Raw genomic sequence first — 15,975 nt, forward strand, 5'->3', positions numbered from 1 at the left:
CGGGTAGGGTGCGCCGCGCGCACCAATGCCTCGTCGATTTCTGCCCTGAGCCGTGGAGACATATCGATCAGTTTGGGTGTATAGACCGCGTCGATCGCCGGTGCGCGCGGCGCACCCTACGCCAGCCATGAGCCCTACCGTCGGCCGAGAAAGGCCGACGGCCATGCTGGGAAATTGTAGGGCGATTCCTACAGCAATCTCTCCGCCGGTCTGATAGCAGTTCGTCATCCCGGCCGATTTTTCCCGTGTCCCCTCGCGCCTAATCTGTGCTCAACGACGTACAGACAACAACAAAGGGTGCGGTGATGTCCGAGTCTCAGGCAAACGATGTGTTGGTGAGTTTTCGCGGTGTGCAGAAGAGCTATGACGGCGAGAACCTGATCGTCAAGGATCTCAATCTGGACATCCGCAAGGGCGAATTCCTGACCCTGCTCGGGCCGTCCGGTTCGGGCAAGACCACCAGCTTGATGATGCTGGCCGGTTTCGAAACCCCCACCGCCGGAGAAATCCTCCTCGGCGGTCGCTCGCTGACCAAGCTGCCACCGCACAAGCGCGACATCGGCATGGTGTTCCAGAACTATGCGTTGTTCCCGCACATGACCGTGGCCGAGAACCTGGCCTTTCCCCTGAGCGTGCGCGGCCTGTCGCGCACCGATACCAGCGAACGGGTCAAGCGTGCGCTGTCGATGGTGCAGCTGGACAGCTTCCGCAACCGCTATCCCGGGCAACTCTCCGGCGGCCAGCAGCAGCGTGTGGCCCTGGCCCGCGCCCTGGTGTTCGAACCGCAGCTGGTGCTGATGGACGAACCCCTTGGGGCGCTGGACAAGCAGTTGCGCGAGCACATGCAGATGGAGATCAAGCACCTGCACCAGCGTCTGGGCGTGACCGTGGTCTACGTCACCCACGACCAGGGCGAGGCGCTGACCATGTCCGACCGGGTCGCGGTGTTCCATCAGGGCGAGATCCAGCAGATCGCCGAGCCGCGCATCCTCTATGAGCAGCCGAGCAATACCTTCGTCGCCAACTTCATCGGCGAGAACAACCGCCTCAGCGGCCACCTGATCAGCCGCGCTGGCGAGCGCTGCGTGGTCGGCCTGGCCCGTGGCGAGCGGGTCGAGGCGCTGGCGGTCAACGTCGGCCAGCCGGGCGAGCCGGTGACCCTGTCGGTACGCCCCGAGCGGATTCGCCTGAACGGCCACAGCGAGGCCTGCCCGAACCGCTTCTCCGGGCGCGTCGCCGAGTTCATCTACCTGGGCGACCACGTGCGCATCCGCATGGAGGTCTGCGGCAAAAGCGATTTCTACATCAAGCAGCCGGTGGCCGAGCTGGATTCCGCTCTGGCCGTTGGCGATCTGGTGCCGCTCGGCTGGCAGGTCGAGCACGTCCGCGCCCTCGATCCACAGCAGCCTGACTGAACCACTAACAGTGCTTCATCCTTACCCATGTGACACAGAGGAGATAACAACAATGTCGAAATCCCTGAAGTTGGCGGCCCTGGCCGTTGGGGTGGCCCTTGCAGTTCCGGCGATGGCGGCCGACCTGACTGCGATTTCATTCGGCGGCGCGAGCAAGGAGGCGCAGGTCAAGGCCTTCTACGAGCCCTTCGAGAAAAGCACCGGCAACAAGATCCTGGCCGGCGAGTACAACGGCGAGATGGCCAAGGTCAAAGCCATGGTCGACACCAACAGCGTGAACTGGAACCTGCTCGAAGTGGAATCGCCCGAGCTGGCCCGCGGCTGTGACGAGGGCTTGTTCGAGCCGCTCGATCCGGCGCTGTTCGGCAACCCGGACGACTTCATCGACGGCGCTATCCAGCCGTGCGGCGTGGGCTTCTTCGTCTGGTCGACGGTGCTCGCCTACAACGCCGACAAGCTCAGCGGCGCACCGACCGGTTGGAGCGATTTCTGGGATGTGAAGAAATTCCCCGGCAAGCGCGGCCTGCGCAAGGGCGCCAAGTACACCCTGGAATTCGCCCTGATGGCTGACGGCGTTGCGCCGACCGAGGTGTACAAGGTGCTGGCGACCCGTGACGGCGTCGACCGGGCCTTCCGCAAGCTGGATGAGCTCAAGCCGCATATCCAGTGGTGGGAAGCCGGCGCCCAGCCACCGCAGTACCTGGCCTCCGGCGACGTGGTCATGAGTTCGGCCTACAACGGTCGGATCGCCGCGGTGCAGGCCGAGAGCAACCTGCAGGTGGTGTGGAGCGGCGGCATCTACGATTTCGACTCCTGGGCCATTCCGCGCGGTGCCAAGAATCAGGAAGCAGCCAAGCAGTTCATCGCCTTCTCGGTGCAAGCGCAGCCGCAGAAAGTCTTCGCCGAAAACATCGCCTACGGCCCGGCCAAGAAACAGGCCATCGACCTGCTGGCGCCCGAGCGTCTGAACGTGATGCCGACCACGCCGGAAAACATCAAGGATCAGGTAGCCATCGACGTGACCTTCTGGGCCGACTACGGCGAGCAGCTGGAACAGCGCTTCAATGCCTGGGCTGCGCGCAACTAAAGCCGCCCCGACCCCGGCCGCAAGGCCGGGGCCTTGCCTGTTTTGCCTGTGTTTACCCGTCGCCTAGTGCGGCCGTTGCATGCGGAGTTTTCCATGGCCAGCGTAATGCCTGTCACCGACCTGCCCATCACCAGTACCAGTCTCAAGCAGCGTCTGGCCCGCGCCGAACGCTTCAATCGGCTGAAGTCCAAGGCGCTGATCCTGCCCTTGCTGGTGTTTCTCCTGCTGACCTTCCTGGTGCCCATCGGCGCCTTGCTCTGGCGCAGCGTGGACAACCCGGAAGTGGTCGCCAGCCTGCCGCTTACCGTCGCGGCCATCACCGAATGGAACGGCAAGGCACTGCCGGGCGAGGCGGTCTATCGCGCCGTGAGCCTGGACATCGTCGAGGCGCGCAGCCAGCGTAATCTGGGCGACCTGTCCAAGCGCCTGAACATGGAACTGGCCGGCTTTCGCAGCCTGATCAGCAGCACCGCCCGTGCGCTGCCCTTCGCCAGCGAACCTGCGTCCTACAAGGACGCCCTGGAAAGCCTGGACGAGCGTTGGGGCGACCCGGCCTATTGGCAGGTGATCCGCCGCAACAGTTCGAGCTTCACCCCCTATTACCTGCTGGCCGCCCTCGACCATCGCATCGACGATCTCGGCGAGCTGGCCAGTGCCACCCCGGACCAGGCCATCTACCTGGACATTTTCGTGCGCACCTTCTGGATGAGTCTGGTGATCACCGCCATCTGCCTGGTGCTGGCCTACCCGCTGGCCTACCTGCTGGCCAACCTGCCGACCCGGCAGAGCAACCTGCTGATGATCCTGGTGCTGCTGCCGTTCTGGACCTCGATCCTGGTGCGGGTGGCGGCCTGGATCGTGCTGTTGCAGTCCGGCGGCCTGATCAATGGTGCGCTGCTGTCGCTGGGCATCATCGACGAACCCTTGCAGCTGGTGTTCAACCGCAGCGGGGTGTACATCGCCATGGTGCACATCATGCTGCCGTTCATGATCCTGCCGATCTACAGCGTGATGAAGGGCATCTCGCCCACCTATATGCGCGCGGCAGTGTCGCTGGGCTGCCACCCCTTCGCCAGCTTCTGGCGGGTGTACTTCCCGCAGACCCTGGCCGGGGTCGGCGCCGGCTGCCTGCTGGTGTTCATCCTGTCGATCGGCTACTACATCACCCCGGCGCTGCTGGGCAGCCCGAGCGACCAGATGATCAGCTATTTCGTCGCCTTCTATACCAACACCACCATCAACTGGGGCATGGCCACGGCCCTCGGCGGCCTGCTGCTGGGCGCCACCCTGGTGCTCTACGTGGTCTACAGCTGGCTGGTCGGCGCCAGCCGGTTGCGCCTGGCCTGACCTGACCCTGTCGTCCTCGCCCGCTGGGCGAGGACAACCTTAGGATGGAGAGAGATCTATGCTGAGCCCCTACCTGTCACCCGTCGAACGCATCTGGTACTACAGCCTGCGCAGCCTCTGCGCGCTGGTGCTGCTGTTCCTGATCCTGCCGGTGCTGGTGATCATCCCGTTGTCGTTCAACTCCGGCAGCTTTCTGGTCTACCCGCTGCAGGGCTTTTCCCTGCGCTGGTATGAAGACTTCTTCATGTCCGCTGACTGGATGCGTTCGCTGAAGAACAGCCTGATCATCGCCCCGGCCGCCACCGTGCTGGCCATGGTCTTCGGCACCCTGGCGGCGATCGGCCTGACCCGCGGCGAGTTCCGCGGCAAGGCGCTGGTGATGAGCCTGCTGATCTCGCCCATGGTGGTGCCGGTGGTGATCGTCGGGGTGGCCAGCTACCTGTTCTTCGCCCCGCTGGGCCTGGGCAACAGTTACCTGTCGCTGATCGTGGTGCATGCGGTGCTGGGCGTGCCCTTCGTCATCATCACGGTGTCGGCCACCCTGCAGGGCTTCAACCACAACCTGGTGCGTGCCGCGGCCAGCCTCGGCGCCTCGCCGCTGACCGCGTTCCGCCGGGTGACCCTGCCGCTGATCGCCCCGGGGGTGATCAGCGGCGCGCTGTTCGCCTTCGCCACCTCCTTCGACGAAGTGGTGGTCACCCTGTTCCTCGCCGGCCCCGAGCAGGCCACCCTGCCGCGGCAGATGTTCAGCGGCATCCGCGAGAACCTGTCGCCGACCATCGCCGCGGCGGCGACCCTGCTGATCGGCTTCTCCATCCTGCTGTTGCTGACCCTGGAATGGCTGCGCGGGCGTAGCGAAAAACTGCGCACCCAGCAACCCACCTGATCTGGCGAATAACAAGAGAACCCTATGAGCCTGCAACTCAACGACCCCAGCCTGCTGCGTCAGCAGGCCTACGTGAACGGCCAGTGGTGCGAAGCCGACAGCGGCGCGCGCAGCGAGATCTTCAACCCGGCCACCGCCGAGCTGATCGGCAGCGTGCCGAACATGGGCCGCGGCGAAACCCGCCGCGCCATCGAGGCCGCGCAAGCCGCTCAGCCGGCCTGGCGCGCGCTGACCGCAAAAGAGCGGGCCAATCGCCTGCGCCAGTGGTTCGAGCTGATCCTGGCCAACCAGGAAGACCTGGCGCGGATCATGACCTTTGAACAGGGCAAGCCCCTGGCCGAGGCCCGTGGCGAGATCGCCTACGCCGCCTCCTTTATCGAGTGGTTCGCCGAGGAAGCCAAGCGCGCCTACGGCGACCTGATCCCGGCCCATGCCACGGACAAGCGCATCCTGGTGCAGAAGGAAGCCGTCGGCGTCACCGCCGCCATCACCCCGTGGAACTTCCCCAGCGCCATGATCACCCGCAAGGCCGGTCCGGCCCTGGCGGCGGGTTGCGCCATGGTGCTCAAGCCGGCGCCGCAGACGCCGTTCTCGGCCCTGGCCCTGGCCGCGCTGGCCGAGCGCGCCGGCATCCCCGCCGGGCTGCTCAGCGTGATCCCGGCCGACGTCGAGGCCAGCCGCGAGGTCGGCGCCGAGCTGTGCGCTAACCCCATCGTGCGCAAGCTGTCGTTCACCGGCTCCACCGGCGTCGGCATCCAGCTGATGCAGCAGTGCGCGCCGACCCTGAAGAAGCTCTCGCTGGAACTGGGCGGCAACGCCCCCTTCATCGTCTTCGACGACGCCGATCTGGATGCGGCAGTCGAGGGCGCGATCATCTCCAAGTACCGCAACGCCGGGCAGACCTGCGTCTGCGCCAACCGCCTGTACGTGCAGGACGGCGTCTTCGATGCCTTCGCCGCCAAGCTCAAGGCGGCAGTGGCCAAGCTCAAGGTCGGCAACGGCATGCAGGAAGGCATCACCACCGGCCCGTTGATCAACGCCGAGGCCGTGGCCAAGGTCGAGCGCCATCTGGCCGACGCCCTGGACAAGGGCGCGACCCTGGTCGCCGGCGGCTACCGTTTGGGCGGCAACTTCTTCGCGCCGACCATCGTCAGCGGGGTGACCGCCGAGATGGCGGTGGCCCGCGAGGAAACCTTCGGCCCGTTGGCGCCGCTGTTCCGTTTCGAGGACGAGGCCGAGGTGATCCGCCAGGCCAACGACACCGAATTCGGCCTGGCCGCCTACTTCTACGCCCGCGACCTGGGTCGGGTGTTCCGCGTGGCCGAGGCCCTGGAATACGGCATGGTCGGCATCAACACCGGGGTGATCTCCACCGAGGTGGCGCCGTTCGGCGGCATGAAGGCCTCGGGCCTGGGCCGTGAAGGTTCGAAATATGGTTTAGACGAGTATCTGGAAATCAAATACCTGTGTCTGGGCATCTAGGCCAGGCTCCTATACGCACCTATTGCAGCTCCGTAGGGTGGAAGACCGCGCAGCGTCTTCCACCGCCAGAACAACCTGCATCCCCAACGAGGACGCCATGAGCAAGACCAACGATTCCCTGATGCAACGCCGCACTGCCGCCGTCCCCCGCGGCGTCGGCCAGATCCACCCGATCTTCGCCGACCGCGCGCAGAATGCCACCGTCACCGACGTCGAGGGCCGCGAGTTCATCGACTTCGCCGGCGGCATCGCGGTGCTCAACACCGGCCACCTGCACCCCAAAGTGGTGGCGGCGGTGCAGGAGCAACTGAGCAAACTGACCCACACCTGCTTCCAGGTGCTGGCCTACGAGCCCTACGTCGAGCTGTGCGAGAAGATCAACGCCAGGGTGCCGGGCGACTTCGCCAAGAAGACCCTGCTGGTCACCACCGGCTCCGAAGCGGTGGAGAACGCGGTGAAGATCGCCCGCGCCGCCACCGGCCGCGCCGGGGTGATCGCCTTCACCGGCGGCTACCACGGCCGCACCATGATGACCCTCTCGCTGACCGGCAAGGTCAATCCCTATTCGGCCGGCATGGGCCTGATGCCCGGCGGCGTGTTCCGCGCCCAGTACCCCTGCGCGCTGCACGGGGTCAGCACGGCTGACGCCATCGCCAGCATCGAGCGGATCTTCAAGAACGACGCCGAGCCGCGCGACATCGCCGCGATCATCATCGAGCCGGTGCAGGGCGAGGGCGGCTTCTATGTGGCGCCGCAAGAATTCATGCAGCGCCTGCGCGCCCTCTGTGACCAGCACGGCATCCTGTTGATCGCCGACGAGGTGCAGACCGGCGCCGGGCGTACCGGCACCTTCTTCGCCATGGAGCAGATGGGCGTGGCCGCCGACCTGACCACCTTCGCCAAATCCATCGCCGGCGGGTTTCCGGTGGCCGGCGTGTGCGGCAAGGCCGAGTACATGGACGCCATCGCCCCCGGCGGCTTGGGCGGCACCTACGCCGGCAGCCCGCTGGCCTGCGCCGCGGCCCTGGCGGTGATCGAGGTGTTCGAAGAAGAAAACCTGCTGGAGCGCTGTAAGGCGGTGGGCGAGCGTCTGGTCACGGGTCTGAAAGCCATCCAGGCCAAGCACAAGAGCATCGGCGAGGTGCGTGCCCTCGGCGCGATGATCGCCATGGAGTTGTGCGAGGACGGCGATGTGCACAAACCGAATGCCGCGCTGGTCGGCCAGATCGTCGCCAAGGCCCGCGACAAGGGTCTGATCCTGCTGTCCTGCGGCACCTACGGCAACGTGCTGCGGGTGCTGGTGCCGCTGACCGCCGAAGACGAACTGCTGGATCGCGGTCTGGCGATCATCGAAGAGTGCTTCGCCGAACTGGCGTAAACGATGCTGGATAAGAGACCCGCTGCGGCGGGTCTTTTGCGTTGCGAAGGGCCGACTATCGTCCGAGCGGCGCCCCCTGTTTCGCTCGGGTACAATGCGCCACTTTCGTGAATGCCACCGAGGTGCGCCATGCAACCCTTCGCCATCGCCCCGTCGATCCTCTCCGCCGATTTCGCCCGCCTGGGCGAGGAAGTGGACAAGGTGCTCGCCGCGGGTGCCGACATCGTTCACTTCGATGTGATGGACAACCACTATGTGCCCAACCTGACCATCGGCCCGATGGTCTGCGCGGCGCTGCGCAAGTACGGTATCAGCGCACCCATCGACGCGCACCTGATGGTCAAACCGGTGGATCGCATCATCGGCGACTTCATCGAGGCTGGCGCCAGCTACATCACCTTCCACCCGGAAGCGTCCGAGCATATCGACCGCTCCCTGCAGCTGATCAAGGCGGGCGGGGCCAAGGCCGGCCTGGTGTTCAACCCGGCCACCCCGCTGGAGGTGCTCAAGCACGTGCTGGACAAGGTCGACATGATCTTGCTGATGAGCGTCAACCCGGGCTTCGGCGGGCAGAAGTTCATCCCCCATACCCTGGAGAAACTCAAGGAGGCCCGCGCCCTGATCGACGCCAGCGGTCGTGAGATCCGCCTGGAGATCGACGGCGGGGTGAATGTGCAGAACATCCGCGAGATCGCCGCCGCCGGGGCCGACACCTTCGTCGCCGGCTCGGCGATCTTCAGCCAGCCGGACTATAAAACCGTGATCGATGCCATGCGTGCCGAGCTGGCCCAGGTGCGCGGGTGACCGCACTGCATGAACTGTTCGCTGGCGAGCTGCCGCGCCTGGTGATGTTCGACCTGGACGGCACCCTGGTCGACTCGGTGCCGGATCTGGCGGCGGCTATCGACAAGACCCTGGTCTTGCTCGGCCAGCCGGCGGCCGGCGCCCTGCAGGTACGCGACTGGGTCGGCAATGGTGCGCGGGTGCTGGTGCGCCGCGCCCTGGCCGGCGGCCTGCAGCACGAACATGTCGACGAGGCCCACGCCGAGCAGGCGCTCGAGCTGTTCATGCAGGCCTATGCCGAGGATCACAGCTTGACCCGGGTTTATCCGGGCGTGCTGGCGACCCTCGACTGGCTGCGCGCGCAACAGGTCGAGATGGCGATCATCACCAACAAGCCGGAGCGCTTCGTCGGGCCGCTGCTGGATGACAAGGGCCTGGGTGGTTATTTTCGCTGGATCATCGGCGGCGATACCCTGCCGCAGCAGAAGCCCGACCCGGCCGCACTGCTGCATGTGTTGCAGCTGGCCCGGGTCGAGGCGCGGCAGGCGCTGTTTATCGGCGACTCGCGCAACGACGTGCTGGCGGCCAAGGCGGCCGGTGTGCCTTGCGTGGCGCTGAGTTACGGCTACAACCACGGTCGGCCGATCGCCGAAGAGGGCCCGCTGCGGGTGCTGGATGATTTGCGCCAGCTGCTGGTGGCGGGCCGGGTTGCTTAGGTCTGGCGGCTGCGCTAGTGTTGCCAGACTTTACTCCCGCCTGAGAGAGCCCCGTGGTGGTTACCTGCACGCGCTGGTCCGCAAGAACCGGTATGAAAATCATCAAGGCCCTGGCCCGTTGGCGCTGGCGCCTCTGACCTGATCTTGGCTTTGCATAAAGCCCGCCTGCACACGACCGTTTACCCTCAAGCCACGAGGCTGATATGACCCGCGAAGAATTCCTGCGTTTAGCCGCTGCCGGCTATAACCGCATTCCGCTTGCCTATGAAACCCTGGTCGACTTCGATACCCCGTTGTCGCTCTACCTGAAGCTGGCCGATGAGGCCAACAGCTACCTGCTGGAGTCGGTGCAGGGCGGCGAGAAATGGGGCCGTTATTCGATCATCGGCCTGCCGGCGCGCACCGTGCTGCGCGCCTACGGCCACCGCGTCAGCATCAGCGTCGATGGCGTCGAGGTGGAGCGCCACGAGTGCGCCGATCCGCTGGCCTTCGTCGAGCAGTTCCAGGCGCGCTACCGGGTGCCGACCCTGGCCGGGCTGCCGCGCTTCAACGGCGGCCTGGTCGGCTACTTCGGCTACGACAGCGTGCGCTATGTCGAGCCGAAGCTGGCGGCGGGGAGCAATCCCGACCCGCTCGGCACCCCGGATATCCTGCTGATGGTGTCCGACGCCGTGGTGGTGTTCGACAACCTGGCCGGCAAGATGCACGCCATCGTCCTCGCCGATCCGGCCGAGGAGGGGGCGCTGGAACGAGGCCAGGCGCGTCTGCAGGCGCTTCTGCACAAGCTGCGCCAGCCCATTACCCCGCGCCTGGGCGTCGACCTGAATGCCCCGCCCGCTGCCGAGCCGGCGTTTCGCTCCAGCTTCAGCCGCGCGGACTACGAACATTCGGTCAACGCGATCAAGGAATACATCCTCGCCGGCGACTGCATGCAGGTGGTGATTTCCCAGCGCATGTCGATCCCGTTCGAGGCCGCACCTATCGACCTGTACCGGGCGCTGCGCTGCATCAACCCGACGCCCTATATGTACTTCTTCAATTTCGGCGACTTCCATGTGGTCGGCAGTTCGCCCGAGGTACTGGTGCGTCTCGAGGACGGCCTGGTCACGGTGCGCCCCATCGCCGGCACCCGCCCGCGCGGCGCCAACGAAGAGGCCGATCTGGCCCTGGAACGGGATCTGCTCGCCGATGCCAAGGAAGTCGCCGAACACCTGATGCTGATCGATCTGGGCCGCAACGACGTCGGCCGGGTCGCCAGCACCGGCTCGGTCAAACTCACCGAGAAGATGGTGATCGAGCGCTATTCCAACGTCATGCACATCGTCTCCAATGTCACCGGCCAACTGAAGCCAGGTTTGAGCGCCATGGACGCGCTGCGCGCGATCCTGCCGGCCGGCACCCTGTCCGGGGCGCCGAAGATTCGCGCCATGGAAATCATCGACGAGCTGGAGCCGGTCAAGCGCGGCGTCTATGGCGGTGCGGTGGGCTACCTGGCGTGGAACGGCAACATGGACACCGCCATCGCCATCCGCACCGCGGTGATCAAGGACGGCGAGCTGCACGTGCAGGCCGGCGCCGGCATCGTCGCCGACTCGGTACCGGCGCTGGAGTGGGAAGAAACCCTGAACAAGCGCCGCGCCATGTTCCGCGCGGTCGCGCTGGCCGAACAAACCGTCTTTGACCAGAACCCGCGCTGAGGAGTCTTGCCATGCTGCTGATGATCGATAACTACGACTCCTTTACCTATAACGTGGTGCAGTACCTCGGCGAGTTGGGGGCGGACGTCCAGGTGATTCGCAACGACCAGTTGAGCGTCGCCGAGATCGCCGCCCTGCAGCCTGAGCGCATCGTGGTCTCGCCCGGGCCCTGTACGCCCAACGAGGCCGGCGTCTCGCTGGCGGTAATCGAGCACTTCGCCGGCAAGCTGCCGATCCTCGGCGTCTGCCTGGGCCACCAGAGCATCGGCCAGGCCTTCGGCGGCGAGGTGGTGCGCGCGCGCCAGGTGATGCACGGCAAGACCAGCCCGGTGTTCCACGAAAATAGCGGGGTGTTCGCCGGCCTCAACAACCCGCTGACGGTGACCCGCTATCATTCCCTGGTGGTCAGGCGCGAAACCCTGCCGGACTGCCTGCAAGTCACCGCCTGGACCCAATTCGAAGACGGCGCACTCGACGAGATCATGGGCCTGCGCCACAAGACCCTGAACATCGAAGGCGTGCAGTTCCACCCCGAGTCCATTCTCACCGAGCAGGGCCACGAACTGTTTGCCAACTTCCTCAAACAACACGGAGGCGTGCGCGGATGAACATCAAGGAAGCGCTTAACCGGATCGTCGGCCAGCTCGACCTGTCCACCGAGGAAATGCAGGACGTGATGCGCGAGATCATGACCGGCCAGTGCACCGACGCGCAGATCGGCGCCTTCCTCATGGGCCTGCGCATGAAGAGCGAAAGCATCGACGAGATAGTTGGCGCGGTCGCGGTGATGCGCGAGCTGGCCAGCCATGTGCAGCTGGACAGCCTGGAGCATGTGGTCGACGTGGTCGGTACCGGCGGCGACGGAGCGAACATCTTCAACGTGTCGACGGCCGCCAGCTTCGTCGTCGCCGCCGCCGGTGGCAAGGTGGCCAAGCATGGCAATCGTGCGGTCTCGGGCAAGAGCGGCAGCGCCGACCTGCTGGAAACTGCCGGCATCTACCTCAGCCTGAAGCCCGAGCAGGTGGCCCGGTGCATCGACAGCGTCGGCGTCGGCTTCATGTTCGCCCAGGTGCATCACGCGGCGATGAAGCATGCCGCCGCGCCGCGCCGCGAACTGGGCCTGCGCACCATCTTCAACATGCTCGGCCCGCTGACCAATCCCGCGGGCGTCAAGCACCAGGTGGTCGGGGTGTTCAGTCAGGCGCTGTGCCGACCCCTGGCCGAGGTACTCAAGCGCCTGGGGAGCCAGCACATCCTGGTGGTGCACTCGCGCGACGGTCTGGACGAGTTCAGTCTGGCCGCGGCGACCCACGTCGCCGAACTGAAGGACGGCGTGATCAGCGAGTATGAAGTGCAACCGGAAGACCTCGGGCTCAAGAGTCAGAGCCTGATCGGCCTGGCAGTGGAGGGGCCGGAGGCCTCGCTGGCGCTAATCCGTGACGCCCTGAGCAAGCGCAGCACCGAAGCCGGGCAGAAGGCGGCCGACATGATCGTGCTGAATGCCGGGGCGGCACTGTATGCGGCGGATCTGGCCGGTAGCCTGAAAGACGGCGTGAGCCTGGCCCACGATGCCCTGCATACCGGGCTGGCCTGGGAGAAACTGCAGGAATTGGTGTCCTTTACCGCGGTATTCAAACAGGAGAATCAAGGGTGAGCATTCCCACCGTTCTGGAGAAGATCCTCGCCCGCAAGGCCGAAGAAGTCGCGGCGCGGCGCGCCATCGTCGGCCTCGAGGACCTCGAGCGGCAGGCCCGCGCCGCCGATACCCCGCGTGGCTTTGCCCGGGCTCTGCTGGAGCAGGCCAAACGCAAGCAGCCGGCGGTGATCGCCGAAATCAAGAAGGCCTCGCCGAGCAAGGGGGTGCTGCGCGAGCATTTCGTCCCGGCGGACATCGCCCGCAGTTATCAGGCCGGTGGGGCGACCTGCCTGTCGGTGTTGACCGACGTGGATTTCTTTCAGGGCGCCGACCGCTACCTGCAGGAAGCGCGCAACGCCTGTGCCCTGCCGGTGATCCGCAAGGACTTCATGATCGACCCCTACCAGATCGTCGAGTCCCGGGCCCTGGGCGCCGATTGCGTGCTGCTGATAGTCGCGGCGCTGTCCGATGCGCAGCTGGCCGAGCTGGCGGCGACCGCCAAGGCCTTCGACCTCGACGTGCTGGTCGAGGTGCACGATGGCGATGAGTTGGAACGGGCGCTGAATACCCTGGACACGCCGCTGGTAGGGGTCAACAACCGCAACCTGCACACCTTCGAGCTCAATCTGGAGACCACTCTGGATCTGTTGCCGCGAATCCCGCGCGACCGCCTGGTGGTGACCGAGAGCGGCATCCTCAACCGCGCCGACGTCGAGTTGATGGAAATCAGCGAGGTCTATGCCTTCCTGGTCGGCGAGGCCTTCATGCGTGCGGAGAATCCGGGGGCCGAACTGGAACGGCTGTTCTTCCCCGAGCGCCGGCGGGTGATTGCCAGCTCCGATGTGGACTGATCCAGGCGAATAAAAAACCGGCGCATGCGCCGGTTTTTTTTATACCCGGCGACTTCAGCGGGTGCCGAACACCACCATGGTTTTACCTTTGACGTGAACCAGACCCTGCTCTTCCAGGGCCTTGAGCACACGGCCGACCATCTCGCGCGAACAGCCGACGATGCGGCCAATTTCCTGGCGGGTGATCTTGATCTGCATACCGTCCGGGTGGGTCATGGCGTCCGGTTGCTTGCACAGGTCGAGCAGGGTGCGCGCGACGCGGCCGGTGACGTCGAGGAAGGCCAGGTCGCCGACCTTGCGCGTGGTGTTGCGCAGGCGTTCGGCCATCTGGCTGCCGAGGGCGTAGAGGATGTCCGGGTCTTGCTGGGTCAGTTCACGGAACTTGGCGTAGCTGAGCTCCGCTACTTCGCATTCGGTCTTGGCGCGCACCCAGGCGCTGCGTTCTTTCTCCGTGCCATCCTTGTCGAACAGGCCCATCTCGCCGAAGAAGTCGCCGGGGTTGAGGTAGGCGATGATCATTTCGCGGCCATCGTCGTCCTCGATGAGGATGGTGACCGAACCCTTGACGATGAAGAACAGGGTTTCGCAGCGATCGCCTGCATAGATGATGGTGCTTTTGGCCGTATAGCGCCGACGGTGACAATGCGCGAGGAGTTTGTCGAGGTTCTTGATTTTAGGTGTAAGGGTTATTGCAACCATGCCCGAGTCCTGAAAATAAAAAGGTAAGCCTTTGTCTGACTGGCAATTTCTTATAGTTATATGGCACCAGTGTGCCAGTAATTCGACGTCAGCTTAACCGTCGCGCCAAGGCCAGGGCCGGTTTTGCGACATGGCTAACATCTAGTCGTGGAACTTTCATGCAGAAGGCTGCAGCCAGGCGTCGAAAAGGGCTGTGCTAAGCTGCGTTCCTTTTTAACAGCGGAGGCTTGGTAATGAAAGCGCGCATTCAATGGGCCGGCGAAGCCCTGTTTCTTGGCGAGTCGGGCAGCGGTCATGCGGTGGTGATGGATGGCCCGCCGGAGAGCGGTGGCCGCAACCTGGGTGTGCGCCCGATGGAGATGCTGCTGATCGGCCTGGGCGGTTGCAGCAACTTCGATGTGGTCAGCATCCTGAAAAAATCCAGGCAGTCGGTAGAGAGTTGTGAAGCCTTTCTCGAGGCCGAGCGCGCCACCGAGGAACCCAAGGTGTTCACCAAGATCCACCTGCATTTCGTGGTCAAGGGCCGAGGCTTGAAAGAGGCTCAGGTCAAGCGTGCAGTGGAGCTGTCGGCGGAGAAGTATTGCTCGGCCTCGATCATGCTCGGTCGTGCCGGGGTCGAGATCAGCCACGATTACGAGATTGTCGAGCTGGGTTAGACGCCGCGCCACATTACAAGCCTCAAGTAAAAGTCGGACGGCGTTCGGCCGTGCGAGCACCGGTACACTGACGGCTGCTTGCTGCTAGAGGCGGTAGGTGCTCTTGGTCATCACCTTGGCCAGCAGGCTCATGCCGAACTTGAGCGGCGCCGGGAAGCGCAGGCCGCCGGCCTCCAGAGCATTGCAGGCGTGCTGCTCTTCGTCGACGCGCATCTGTTCAAGAATGGCGCGGGACTTCTGGTCTTGCTCGGGTATCTGCAACAGGTGCTCGTCCAGGTGCTTGACCACCTGATCTTCGGTGGCGGCGACAAATCCCAGGCTGATCTTGTCGCTGATCAGGCCGGTCACTGCGCCGACGCCAAAAGACAGGCCATAAAACAGCGGATTGAGCACGCTCGGGTGGCTGCCCAGCTGACGGATACGCTGCTCGCACCAGGCCAGATGATCGATTTCCTCATCGGCGGCCTGTTCCATGGCCGTACGCACCTGCGCGAGCTTGGCGGTCAGCGCCTGGCCTTGATACAGCGCCTGGGCGCAGACTTCCCCGGTGTGGTTGATACGCATCAGGCCGGCGACATGCCGCGTGGTGGGCTCATCCAGTTCGGTCTCCGCCTGCACGATGGCTGGCGAGGGGCGACTGGGCTGGCCGCTGAAGGGAAGCAAGGTACGCAGAGCCGCGTCCGCTTGCAGGAACAGGCGGTCTACGGGGGAGTAGTGACGTTCGCTGGCCATCGGGCGCCTCCGGCGAGAAGAGAGCGGCAAGTCTACTCCAATCGGCGTGCCGCGGCTTGACCGGCGTCAGGGCCATTCGGCAGGGGGCGTTGTTCAGCCCGGCGGCCAGGTCATCTGCCGTTGCCCCAGGACGTGCATATGGATGTGGTAAACGGTTTGCCCGCCCAGTTCATTGCAATTCATCACCACGCGAAAACCCTGTTCGCAGCCTTGTTCTTTGGCCAGGCGCTGGGCGGTATAGAGAATGTGCCCGGCCAGGGCTTTGTCGTCTTCGCCGAGGTCGTTGAGGGTATGAATGTGCTTTTTCGGGATCACCAGAAAATGCACCGGGGCCTTGGGGCCAATATCGTGGAAGGCGAACACCTGATCGTCTTCGTAAAGCTTGCGCGCGGGTATTTCCCCAGCGACGATCTTGCAGAACAGACAGTCCATGGGACAGTCTCCTGGCCTGTTGAATGAGGCCCGAGTCTAGCAGGCCGTTGAAAAATGTAGCGAGCGACGGCTAGGCAAGGCGAAATCAGCCGAAAAAGCGGAGTGTACGAGCAGTACATGAGCATTTTGAGGCCGATTTCAACGCCGCATAGCCGAGCGCAGTAGTTTTTCAACGGCC

Annotated in this window: 15 protein-coding genes and 1 pseudogene; 13 read left to right on the top strand and 3 right to left on the bottom strand. The window is 64.7% G+C overall.

The features are described 5' to 3' along the window. Positions 1–305 precede the first annotated feature (305 nt). The 12 genes and pseudogenes from P8H27_RS19400 to trpC all read left to right on the top strand — a co-directional run bounded on the left by P8H27_RS19400 (position 306) and on the right by trpC (position 13,278). Positions 306–1,415 (top strand): ABC transporter ATP-binding protein, encoded by a 1,110-nt coding sequence (locus tag P8H27_RS19400; RefSeq protein WP_289639367.1) that lies wholly within the window; start codon positions 306–308, stop codon positions 1,413–1,415. Positions 1,416–1,467: 52 nt separating this feature from the next. After that, positions 1,468–2,502, top strand: coding sequence for an ABC transporter substrate-binding protein (locus P8H27_RS19405; RefSeq protein WP_289639368.1), 1,035 nt, complete (start codon positions 1,468–1,470; stop codon positions 2,500–2,502). A 105-nt stretch (positions 2,503–2,607) separates the two neighbouring features. Next, on the top strand, positions 2,608–3,849 hold the full coding sequence (locus P8H27_RS19410) for an ABC transporter permease (protein ID WP_374761374.1): 1,242 nt from the start codon (positions 2,608–2,610) through the stop codon (positions 3,847–3,849). Between the two features lie 58 nt (positions 3,850–3,907). Then, positions 3,908–4,735 (top strand): ABC transporter permease, encoded by an 828-nt coding sequence (locus tag P8H27_RS19415; RefSeq protein WP_289639370.1) that lies wholly within the window; start codon positions 3,908–3,910, stop codon positions 4,733–4,735. Between the two features lie 30 nt (positions 4,736–4,765). Then, the gene (gene gabD / locus P8H27_RS19420; protein WP_289639396.1) at positions 4,766–6,217 is read left to right on the top strand and encodes an NADP-dependent succinate-semialdehyde dehydrogenase; all 1,452 of its coding nucleotides are present in this window, start codon (positions 4,766–4,768) and stop codon (positions 6,215–6,217) included. Positions 6,218–6,314: 97 nt separating this feature from the next. After that, positions 6,315–7,595 carry a 4-aminobutyrate--2-oxoglutarate transaminase gene (gabT, locus tag P8H27_RS19425; RefSeq protein ID WP_289639371.1) on the top strand — a complete coding sequence of 427 codons (1,281 nt, stop codon included), beginning with the start codon at positions 6,315–6,317 and terminating at the stop codon, positions 7,593–7,595. A 129-nt stretch (positions 7,596–7,724) separates the two neighbouring features. Then, positions 7,725–8,399 (top strand): ribulose-phosphate 3-epimerase, encoded by a 675-nt coding sequence (gene rpe, locus P8H27_RS19430; RefSeq protein WP_289639372.1) that lies wholly within the window; start codon positions 7,725–7,727, stop codon positions 8,397–8,399. Further along, a pseudogene (locus tag P8H27_RS19435) lies at positions 8,396–9,231 on the top strand (phosphoglycolate phosphatase). Before rpe ends, P8H27_RS19435 begins: the two are co-directional and overlap by 4 nt. Before the next feature lie 66 nt (positions 9,232–9,297). Further along, positions 9,298–10,791: an anthranilate synthase component I gene (gene trpE, locus P8H27_RS19440; RefSeq protein WP_289639374.1), complete on the top strand. Its 1,494-nt coding sequence runs from the start codon at positions 9,298–9,300 to the stop codon at positions 10,789–10,791. 11 nt (positions 10,792–10,802) lie between these two features. Then, entirely contained in the window at positions 10,803–11,399 is a 597-nt protein-coding gene (locus P8H27_RS19445) for an aminodeoxychorismate/anthranilate synthase component II (protein ID WP_289639375.1), read from the top strand. Further along, entirely contained in the window at positions 11,396–12,445 is a 1,050-nt protein-coding gene (gene trpD, locus P8H27_RS19450; RefSeq protein ID WP_289639376.1) for an anthranilate phosphoribosyltransferase, read from the top strand. Before P8H27_RS19445 ends, trpD begins: the two co-directional genes overlap by 4 nt. Next, positions 12,442–13,278, top strand: coding sequence for an indole-3-glycerol phosphate synthase TrpC (trpC, locus tag P8H27_RS19455; protein ID WP_289639377.1), 837 nt, complete (start codon positions 12,442–12,444; stop codon positions 13,276–13,278). Before trpD ends, trpC begins: the two co-directional genes overlap by 4 nt. A gap of 54 nt (positions 13,279–13,332) precedes the next feature. Here trpC and crp read toward each other — a convergent pair whose 3' ends face one another. Continuing rightward, positions 13,333–13,977, bottom strand: coding sequence for a cAMP-activated global transcriptional regulator CRP (crp, locus tag P8H27_RS19460; protein ID WP_289639378.1), 645 nt, complete (start codon positions 13,975–13,977; stop codon positions 13,333–13,335). Between the two features lie 233 nt (positions 13,978–14,210). On the opposite strand from crp, the gene P8H27_RS19465 reads away from it, so the two are divergent. Then, positions 14,211–14,633, top strand: coding sequence for an OsmC family protein (locus tag P8H27_RS19465; RefSeq protein WP_289639379.1), 423 nt, complete (start codon positions 14,211–14,213; stop codon positions 14,631–14,633). Between the two features lie 84 nt (positions 14,634–14,717). Here the strand turns inward: P8H27_RS19465 and coq7 are convergent, their stop codons facing one another. Next, positions 14,718–15,365: a 2-polyprenyl-3-methyl-6-methoxy-1,4-benzoquinone monooxygenase gene (coq7, locus tag P8H27_RS19470; RefSeq protein ID WP_289639380.1), complete on the bottom strand. Its 648-nt coding sequence runs from the start codon at positions 15,363–15,365 to the stop codon at positions 14,718–14,720. Positions 15,366–15,458: 93 nt separating this feature from the next. After that, positions 15,459–15,797 (bottom strand): histidine triad nucleotide-binding protein, encoded by a 339-nt coding sequence (locus P8H27_RS19475; protein ID WP_289639381.1) that lies wholly within the window; start codon positions 15,795–15,797, stop codon positions 15,459–15,461. Positions 15,798–15,975: the final 178 nt, after the last annotated feature.

The sequence above is a fragment of the Pseudomonas sp. sp1636 genome (genome assembly GCF_030376615.1).
GTDB lineage: Bacteria > Pseudomonadota > Gammaproteobacteria > Pseudomonadales > Pseudomonadaceae > Aquipseudomonas.

Bases quoted from the DNA above. Each gene is read 5' to 3' on its own strand.
- P8H27_RS19465 (WP_289639379.1), top strand. From the start codon at position 14,211: ATGAAAGCGCGCATTCAATGGGCCGGCGAAGCCCTGTTTCTTGGCGAG.
- crp (WP_289639378.1), bottom strand. From the start codon at position 13,977: ATGGTTGCAATAACCCTTACACCTAAAATCAAGAACCTCGACAAACTC.
- trpE (WP_289639374.1), top strand. From the start codon at position 9,298: ATGACCCGCGAAGAATTCCTGCGTTTAGCCGCTGCCGGCTATAACCGC.
- P8H27_RS19405 (WP_289639368.1), top strand. From the start codon at position 1,468: ATGTCGAAATCCCTGAAGTTGGCGGCCCTGGCCGTTGGGGTGGCCCTT.
- P8H27_RS19400 (WP_289639367.1), top strand. From the start codon at position 306: ATGTCCGAGTCTCAGGCAAACGATGTGTTGGTGAGTTTTCGCGGTGTG.
- rpe (WP_289639372.1), top strand. From the start codon at position 7,725: ATGCAACCCTTCGCCATCGCCCCGTCGATCCTCTCCGCCGATTTCGCC.
- P8H27_RS19445 (WP_289639375.1), top strand. From the start codon at position 10,803: ATGCTGCTGATGATCGATAACTACGACTCCTTTACCTATAACGTGGTG.
- P8H27_RS19475 (WP_289639381.1), bottom strand. From the start codon at position 15,797: ATGGACTGTCTGTTCTGCAAGATCGTCGCTGGGGAAATACCCGCGCGC.
- coq7 (WP_289639380.1), bottom strand. From the start codon at position 15,365: ATGGCCAGCGAACGTCACTACTCCCCCGTAGACCGCCTGTTCCTGCAA.
- P8H27_RS19410 (WP_374761374.1), top strand. From the start codon at position 2,608: ATGCCTGTCACCGACCTGCCCATCACCAGTACCAGTCTCAAGCAGCGT.
- trpD (WP_289639376.1), top strand. From the start codon at position 11,396: ATGAACATCAAGGAAGCGCTTAACCGGATCGTCGGCCAGCTCGACCTG.
- gabT (WP_289639371.1), top strand. From the start codon at position 6,315: ATGAGCAAGACCAACGATTCCCTGATGCAACGCCGCACTGCCGCCGTC.
- P8H27_RS19415 (WP_289639370.1), top strand. From the start codon at position 3,908: ATGCTGAGCCCCTACCTGTCACCCGTCGAACGCATCTGGTACTACAGC.